This window comes from Paenisporosarcina sp. P4_E4_2 (genome assembly GCF_056401595.1).
In genome coordinates this window covers 1-8,064 of sequence record NZ_JBFUJC010000134.1, presented here as the reverse complement: position 1 = coordinate 8,064, position 8,064 = coordinate 1, and the positions used below count along the sequence as shown (strand labels likewise).

The 8,064-nt window shown below is 35.0% G+C and carries 8 protein-coding genes; 7 read left to right on the top strand and 1 reads right to left on the bottom strand.

What is annotated here, in order from left to right:
- From AC1DSB_RS10715 to AC1DSB_RS10685, 7 genes are all read left to right on the top strand, one after another.
- On the top strand, positions 1-3,951 hold a 3,951-nt coding region (locus AC1DSB_RS10715), incomplete at its 5' end, for a S8 family serine peptidase (RefSeq protein ID WP_477586700.1).
- 309 nt (positions 3,952-4,260) lie between these two features.
- Positions 4,261-4,641 carry a hypothetical protein gene (locus tag AC1DSB_RS10710; protein ID WP_477586699.1) on the top strand — a complete coding sequence of 127 codons (381 nt, stop codon included), beginning with the start codon at positions 4,261-4,263 and terminating at the stop codon, positions 4,639-4,641.
- A complete protein-coding gene (locus AC1DSB_RS10705) occupies positions 4,638-4,778 on the top strand; it encodes a hypothetical protein (RefSeq protein WP_477532875.1) in 141 nt (46 codons plus the stop codon). The genes AC1DSB_RS10710 and AC1DSB_RS10705 overlap by 4 nt, the downstream gene beginning before the upstream one ends.
- Positions 4,779-4,872: 94 nt before the next feature.
- Positions 4,873-5,157 (top strand): DUF3784 domain-containing protein, encoded by a 285-nt coding sequence (locus AC1DSB_RS10700; RefSeq protein WP_477532876.1) that lies wholly within the window; start codon positions 4,873-4,875, stop codon positions 5,155-5,157.
- Between the two features lie 144 nt (positions 5,158-5,301).
- The gene (locus AC1DSB_RS10695) at positions 5,302-5,505 is read left to right on the top strand and encodes a hypothetical protein (RefSeq protein WP_477532877.1); all 204 of its coding nucleotides are present in this window, start codon (positions 5,302-5,304) and stop codon (positions 5,503-5,505) included.
- Between the two features lie 440 nt (positions 5,506-5,945).
- The gene (locus AC1DSB_RS10690; RefSeq protein ID WP_477532878.1) at positions 5,946-6,308 is read left to right on the top strand and encodes a hypothetical protein; all 363 of its coding nucleotides are present in this window, start codon (positions 5,946-5,948) and stop codon (positions 6,306-6,308) included.
- A gap of 594 nt (positions 6,309-6,902) precedes the next feature.
- Positions 6,903-7,490, top strand: coding sequence for a hypothetical protein (locus tag AC1DSB_RS10685; protein ID WP_477586698.1), 588 nt, complete (start codon positions 6,903-6,905; stop codon positions 7,488-7,490).
- 166 nt (positions 7,491-7,656) lie between these two features.
- On the opposite strand, the gene AC1DSB_RS10680 is transcribed toward AC1DSB_RS10685, so the two are convergent.
- Positions 7,657-8,034, bottom strand: coding sequence for a hypothetical protein (locus tag AC1DSB_RS10680; protein ID WP_477586701.1), 378 nt, complete (start codon positions 8,032-8,034; stop codon positions 7,657-7,659).
- Between the last annotated feature and the right edge of the window lie 30 nt (positions 8,035-8,064).

Here is an 8,064-nt window from a genome sequence, read left to right as displayed (position 1 = left end):
GAACAAAGAGCAGCATTGCAAAACCTAGATTCCACTGAATTAAAGACAGGATTGCGATTATCTGATGATGTAGACTTAACTAGTGAAGAAGAAGTAACGGTTATTGTTGAATTCAAAGAACTTCCAGCAAAAGTAGCTCAAATAGTAGAAGCTTCCAAAGGGGAATCCATTTCGTTAGAAAAAGCGAAAGAAAAGGTAGAAAAGTCCCATGCWGAATTTAAAAAGAATTTACAAGAAAAAATAGGAAAAGAAGAGAGATCTAATAAGGATAATTTTAATATTAAATATACTTATCAGAATGCATTTAACGGAGTGACAATGTCGCTTCCTGCAAATCAAATTAATAAATTAATGGAAATGGATACGGTTAAAGCTGTTTTTAGCGATAAAAAAGTACAAATTGACCCGCCGCCTCCAATAAAGGAAGAAGAACAAACAAAGGTTGATAGTATCCCATTTTTAAATATTGATAAATTGCATGAAGAAGGCTATACAGGTAAAGGTATAAAGATTGGTGTTATTGATACGGGTATTGATCATAATCATCCTGATTTAAAAGACGTATACAAGGGTGGATTTGATTTTGTAGATAATGACAACGATCCAATGGAAGCGACATATGCCCAATGGAAAGCTTCTGGGAAAGCAGAAATAGTGAATGGAAAACCGTACTACACTAGTCACGGTACACATGTGTCAGGAACTATTGCTGGTCAAGCTAAAAACGATTCTGATTATAAAGTAACTGGAGTTGCTCCTGATTCTGATTTATATRTTTACCGAGTATTGGGACCATATGGTTCAGGACAGACTTCTGCGGTTATTGCTGGGATTGAACGTTCTGTTGCTGATGGGATGGATGTTATAAACCTTTCACTAGGTTCAAACCAAAACAATCCATTAGAAGTAGCAAGCTTAGCGATTGATAATGCCGTATTAAGTGGTGTTACAGCTGTAGTGGCAGCAGGGAATGCTGGAGATGGTATGTTCACATTAGGTTCACCTGGTGCAGCCGCACTTGCCTTAACTGTAGGTGCAAGTTCTGCAAGTACTAAGGTGACAACTTTTGCGAGTAAAATCAAATCAAATGCTATAACCACTGATAGTACATTGCAATTAATGACCAAAACATGGACGGATGATTTCTCAAGCCTATCTGGTCAAACATTCGATATTGTTAATGTAGGAGAAGGCGGATTAACCGATTATGCAGGAAAAGACGTTAAAGGTAAAATTGCATTCGTCGTACGTGGAACTTATGCTCTCATTGATAAAATGAAAGCCGCCGCGTTAAACGGGGCAGCAGGCGTCATCATATACAACAATGTTGCTACAGAAGGACAAATTCCTTTTTATCTGGGAGAAAGCAAAGAAAATATTCCAACATTCTCTATGACAAATAGTGATGGTTTGGCTATCAATGCTTTATTCACGAGTGGTACACCGAGTATTACATTAGGAGCTCTTGGAGAGAGTGAAATTCCTGGTGATGAATTAGCTAGCTTTAGCTCTAGAGGACCATCTGGAACATTATATGATATTAAACCAGAAGTAACAGCACCAGGTGTATCGGTCTTATCAACGGTACCGTCTTATATTAACGATAAAACTAATTTTAGTTATTCCACTGCATACACAAGAATGTCGGGTACATCCATGGCAACTCCGCATGTTGCCGGGATTGCAGCTTTGCTGTTACAAGCACATCCTGAATATACACCTGCAGATGTGAAAACGGTTCTAATGAATACAGCCGAACCTTTAAAGGGGCAATATAGTGTGTTTGAAGTAGGGGCAGGAAGGGTAGACCCTTATGATGCAATCAATTCTACTACAGAACTGGCTGTTCAAGATGAAACGCCATATATTATAAATAATGTAAAAGAAATGATCAATGAACAAACTGGTGGTCTTAGTTACGGTTTTGTTCCAATCGCTACAGAAGACATCACAAAAACAACGAATCTATTAATCACGAATTATAGTGACAAAATGGAGAAGTATGACATTTCGGTTGAGTACAATGATGGGGTTCGTGGTTCCATGGATGCGAAGGAAAACGGCGTGTCGCTAGTGTTGCCTGAGGATGTTAAAATTAAAAAGAATAGCCAGGAAAGTATTCCTGTCTCACTGTTAATTCCAACAACTGCAAAAAAAGGCACGTACGAAGGATATATTCATTTTGTGGATGAAAAAGATCCGACTCATCATTATCAAATTCCATTTGGTTTCCGTCTAGTGGAAGAAGGTTTCGAATATTTCAAAGTCTTCTCACCAAATATTGCTACAAATCGTCAACAGAGTCCTTACAGTATAAAGAATACGGATTTAGATTTTAGATTAAATTCACCAATGAAAACATTAGATTTTATTCTAGTTGATTCAAAGACAAATAAAGATATGGGTTTAATTAGAACAGTTGATGCTTCTGGTGCAGGAATTGATCTGGATTTATATATTCAAAGTGCATTTACTGGAAGGTATTTTCCATTTACAGGGAATACAAAAAAACCAATAGCAAGTGCCTCCATATTAGCAACAGATGGGTTATATAAAATAAAGGTCATTGGAACCAATCTTGAAGGAAAGCAATATACAAAGACCGATCAAGTGTACATTGATAATAATGTCCCAACATTTACTTTAGATGATACAAATGCTTTGCCTAAAGGAGATCTTCCATTCGTTGAATTGGCACCTGGTCAAAAAACAGTTACATTGTCTGGAAGTGTGTACAATAGTGACGCAGTCATAATGGAAGATAATGGCATCGATGTAAATCAAACCGATAATAATGTTTGGTACGGACCTAACTCTCCAGCGTGGGGCATTCCTACCGATGTAAATGGCAAGTTTACTAAAGAAATTTCAGTTGATCCTGGTTTTAATTCAGTAAATAAGCTCCAATTTGTAGGTGCGGATAAGGCTGGGAACACAGCAATCGCGAAAGTCATATATTATATGAAATCGGGGACACAATATATTTACGCTAAACCAAATAAAGAGTCGTTTACTATGGGGGATCAATTAACCTATACCTTCTATGCTCATGGTTTGCAAAATGCAAAAGATTTAACTATCAAGTTCGATTACACATCAAGATATTTTAATTCCGTAGTAATTAATAAAAGTCTGTCTTTGCCAAATGATACACTGTTTACAGCTACCACAACTGGGACTGGAAGCAAAATGAATACGATTAATATAAAAGCACCTGGAGATGGGTTAACTGGTGATTTGCCATTATTTGATGTTCAAGTAGATACGAACGCAAATGAATATGTAAATGTAAATAATACATTCTTTTTTGTCAATTCATCTACTTATCAAGATCTAAGTGGTAAAACGGTAAACCCATATTTCGAAATCGGTTTATTACCAAGCTATTCAGCCTATTCAACAGCTACAGCGAAAATCAATGCTCAAGGGTTATTAAATGCAAACGGCGGCTTTAATTTTGCAATTGACTACACAACCATTGGTGCACAAGCTAAACTGGAAGACTCCAATGGTCAATTGTACAATGGGGAAATTCAAAAATCTGGAGACATTGTTTTTAAAAACCTGCCAATTTCTGAACAAGTATATACGGTCATCATTGATGTCCCTGGTCATTTTACTACTTACACGCCATTAGAAGTTGGTCGAAAAGACGGGGATAAGTATATTGGCGAGAATATTGGCTACTCAACAGTAAGAGAATATGCAGGGGATATTAATAAAGATCATGTGATCGATATTCATGACGTGATTTTGCTTCAACAAAATTGGGGAACGAACAACCGTGATTGTGATCTAAACTTTGATAAAACGGTTGATGCAAAGGATTTCAAGCTACTTGAGGCTAATTATTTAAAAGAAAACAATTATATAGTAGATACCCCTACCGCTGTAAAAGAGTTCAATGGAAAAACAATGGAGTCTATTAAGCAAGCACTAGGGATCAATTAATCATTACAAGCTAATATTGATAAAGGGTAGTGCTCATTTAGAGTGCTGCCCTTTTTATTTATTTCAATCCAGCAGATACAGGTGAACATGAATCAAGTACTAAATCATTTATTTTCTATTTACTAAAACATTTTTTAAGGGGATTACCAACAATGACCTACCAAATAGAAATAGAATTTCATCCTCTATACGAATTGGTTTCGAGTATGGCTGTTTTTACTAATCCCAAACCTTATTATGATTTAGATAAAAAATGGTTCCAAATTCTGGAGTCAAAAGTAGCTTTTTGCGTCCGTTGGCCGAGAATCAATGGGATACCGCGTTCTCTTTACAGGGAGTGTAGAATCCTGTCAGTATCTCTTTGATCAGAGTATGGCCCGCTTCTCACCGAGTATCAGTGGAATAGAATGGGTACATCAAACAGAGCTTAGTCAAATTGAATTAATTAAACGAGCAGAAAAAGCGGGTTATCAACGAGGATCTCTCTACGGTTTATATGAACATGATGGCATTGGTCTAGAATTGCTACCCAATGGAGACATCAACATACAAATAYGAAACCGCTTCATTCAAGCCAAGCAGTTGTATAGGCTAATGGCTCGTATTGAAGAAGTGGCAGCCCCTTTCTTACCGAAACCATACGATTTATTTAACATGGATGGCGTACAGGAAGGAATGTTTGTATCATGACCAAAAGGACTCCTGTAGATGGCTTTGTTGAACATGTAACTGCTGGACACTATACAAAGCTGAAGCAGCAAGAAATCCTACTAAAACAGGCGAAAGAACATTTATCCAAAGAATTAAGGGATTCAACTAAACATTAATTTAATTAAAAAATGAAACATTTCTAAAATCTAATCGTAATAATGTAATAGGTAGCAAGGAGGGGTTATTATATTTGGAACAACTATAATCATCGTGTTATTCGTGATGTTAGGAATTATTCTATCAAAGGGTAAAGGCTCATTTTTAATTGCTGGATTTAACACGTTGCCACAAGAAGAAAAAGAAAAATATGATACGGTTGCATTCTGTAAGTTTATGGGGAAAATGATGTTCGCTTTATCATTCAGTATGGTATTTTGGGTACTTAGTGAAGCATATGAAAACAATTGGTTATTTGTTTTTGGTCTCATATTATTTATCGGTATAGTCGTGTTTACGCTTATATATGCTAATACAGGGAATCTATTTAAAAAGTAAATGTTTATCAGTTAATACTTGAATAGTTAATTTGAAAAAATTATTTAAACATTTGTGAAGGATTGTACTTCAACTAACGGGTGCGTTTGTTCAGTAAGAGCAACCGCTATTGTGCTAACGACCAGGATTGTGGGGAATAAAACTTTGGAAGAAAAAAAACAATCGAAACTAGAAAAATGGAGAAAGAAATATGGTTCATTAGCTGTTGCTTTGGGATGTTTATATTCTTTGATAGTTACTTGGGGAGAAGGTTGGTTTTTTACAGCAATAATGATTTTAGGGGTCTGCATATGTGGTACTTTTGCAATTTTTGATTTAAAAAATAGTACATACAATCGGATTGGTTAAAAAGGTACAAGAATAATACCTTGTGTATTATTTGTTGATGTTCCACTCTTCAATTAACGAGTGCTTTACTTCAAGAAGGAGTAAAGCATTTTTTCTTGTTGAACTAACGAGGCAGTATAGTTGAGGAAGATAAATTAGCAAAGGGAAAGGGGGATGTCTTAATTCATGAATAAATTTGTAAACATCTTTGTGTTTGTAATTTACTTCTATGTTATTTATACCTTGGCTGAGAAGTACGTAGGTTGGATAACGAGCCCTGATCACAATTTACTGTTACAGCTTATGTATCCACTTAGTATTTTTATAGTTGCAATTATAGCTACTGTGATTTCAATTAAATACATAAATAGAAATCAAATATGATTATATGCAATAGCTTCTTTAACTAACGGAACAGTTTAGTTGAAGAACAACTGATTTTAAAAAGGGGTGCCAAGTGAATGAAGTTAAGATTTTTATACTTAACATTAACAGTATTATCAATTTTACTGATTTGTGGTTGTTCGACTAAACAAGATGAAGTGAATTCCAAAGACACAGATAGCTATGAAAGAATTAGAAAAGTTGCTTGGGATATCATCGAAGAAAAAGGTTGGGGCGGCAGTGCTTTAGAAGACTGGAAAAGTGCTGATGTGAAAAAAACGATTGCTAGTAATAGCTATGAATTGCTGGATAAAACTTATGAAGGGAAAGAGGTATTAAGGGTATCCTTTGAAGACCAAGAGAACGTTGTAGTTGGTCCACCTTTAATACTTGTTGACCCCGAAACCAATGAAGTAATAGGCTATATGCCGGGTGAATAGACTTGAATGATCTTTAACTAACAGGGCTTTAGTTAAGATCATCGGGCTGATTGTCAGCTCTTTTCTTATTGAATTAACGGAGCAGTATTGTTCAATAAGGAACAATGGATTGTTTTCTTATTCGGAATTGTAAAATTAAGTGAAAATGGAAATGAAATTGGTTTTGAAGTTATTAAAGTAACGGGGGTAGGAGGGGGATTATATATTTAAAACAATTTTATTTTTTATCGTAGTCATTGCATTCTATGTTATTTCGATTTGGCAATATAAAAACCCAACAGAGGCTATTCGTTTATGGCATAAATCAGCATATTTAGAGAAACCTAAAGTAGATGAGGCATTCGTAAAGCGTTCCGTTATAATAAGGGGTATTTTCTTCACGTTGGCTTTCATCATAATAATTGTAATAACACTAGATATATAAACAAAAGAGCGATTGCACAATAAGTGCAGCAGTAGCTTATTTCACTAACGGGTGCTTTACTTCAAGAAGGAGTGAAGCCTTTTCCTACTCAACTAACGAGATAGGTTAGTTCACTAAGAATATTGTCTTATCTCAAGGAAATACTACCTTAAAATTAGGTAGGTGATTAGATGAAAAAAATATCAGTAATTTTTTTACTTTCGCTATTAAGTTTAACAACAGTGTTATATGTAAATTGGGAAAGTTCAACAAAAGCAAAGTTTGCAGAGACAAATGAAAACACAGTATTAGCAACATTATCTGCTAAAGTAACAACAACTTTTGAAGAACATGGTACACCAATTAGTAACGCTCGAATTATTGTGATAAATTCATTAGGTGAGATAATCGGAACAGAATTAACAAATTCTGATGGAGAAGCAAAAATACCTGTTACAGTTCACAAGGACCCTAGGTTCCCAATGAAAAACATGGGGGAAGTTACTGTCATAGCAGTTGCAAATGGATATAACGAGCATATTAACTTCAGTGTTACAATAAATGAATTTAGCGATAATACAGGAAGTGTTTCAATTCCTCTTTGGAAAATAGACCCTAACAGACGAAATAAACCCCAATTTATCCACGGAAGTTTTCATCGTTTAACTGTTTTTGAAATGCTTGATTATTATGCTGAAAAATTAGGGTTAATAAGACAAAATATCAAAGAAGATTCTATTACACCAGCTCCTTGGGGACCTGAATTGAGTCCACAGTGAATAATGTTTCGAGCAGTTCCTTATTCAACAAACGGGTGCTTTACTTCAATAAGGAGTAACGCCAATTTTCTTATTCAACGGGGCAGGTTAGTTCAATATGAGATAGTAAATGTTGATTAAGAAAATCAATATAAAAACCACCAAGTTCGATGGTGGTTTAGTTTGTTTAATTGTAAGGATTTTCGTACAAATGATAATGATTTCCACCAAGAAGTACCTTTTTGGTTTCAGCGTCAATCACTACATATTTATGCCATTCTTCTTTTTCATTTTGGTGAAAAGATGCCATAAAATATACTTGTCGATTGGGATGAACATGAGTCTGATGTTTAAGATTCATTTTTTTACTAATCCAATTATTAGTCTTTTGGTTGAAAGTGAATTCTGCATCTGGAACATCTTTAAAAGAAATTTTTTGGCGTATACTAAATGCAGCGTTCTTATATTCTTGATAGATTTTTTTATCTACCTCGTTATAAAATTCATCTTCACTAATAAAAGATTTACTTTGATTATCCAGGTACTCTAACTTTGGATTTGTTATATCAGATTTTGATGCTTCAGAGAGTGGTGT

What these genes read in the sequence shown, in the direction of transcription:
- AC1DSB_RS10705 (WP_477532875.1), top strand. Translation starts at nt 4,638, where the DNA reads ATGACCAAAAGGACTCCTGTAGATGGCTTTGTTGAACATGTAACTGCT.
- AC1DSB_RS10690 (WP_477532878.1), top strand. Translation starts at nt 5,946, where the DNA reads ATGAAGTTAAGATTTTTATACTTAACATTAACAGTATTATCAATTTTA.
- AC1DSB_RS10685 (WP_477586698.1), top strand. Translation starts at nt 6,903, where the DNA reads ATGAAAAAAATATCAGTAATTTTTTTACTTTCGCTATTAAGTTTAACA.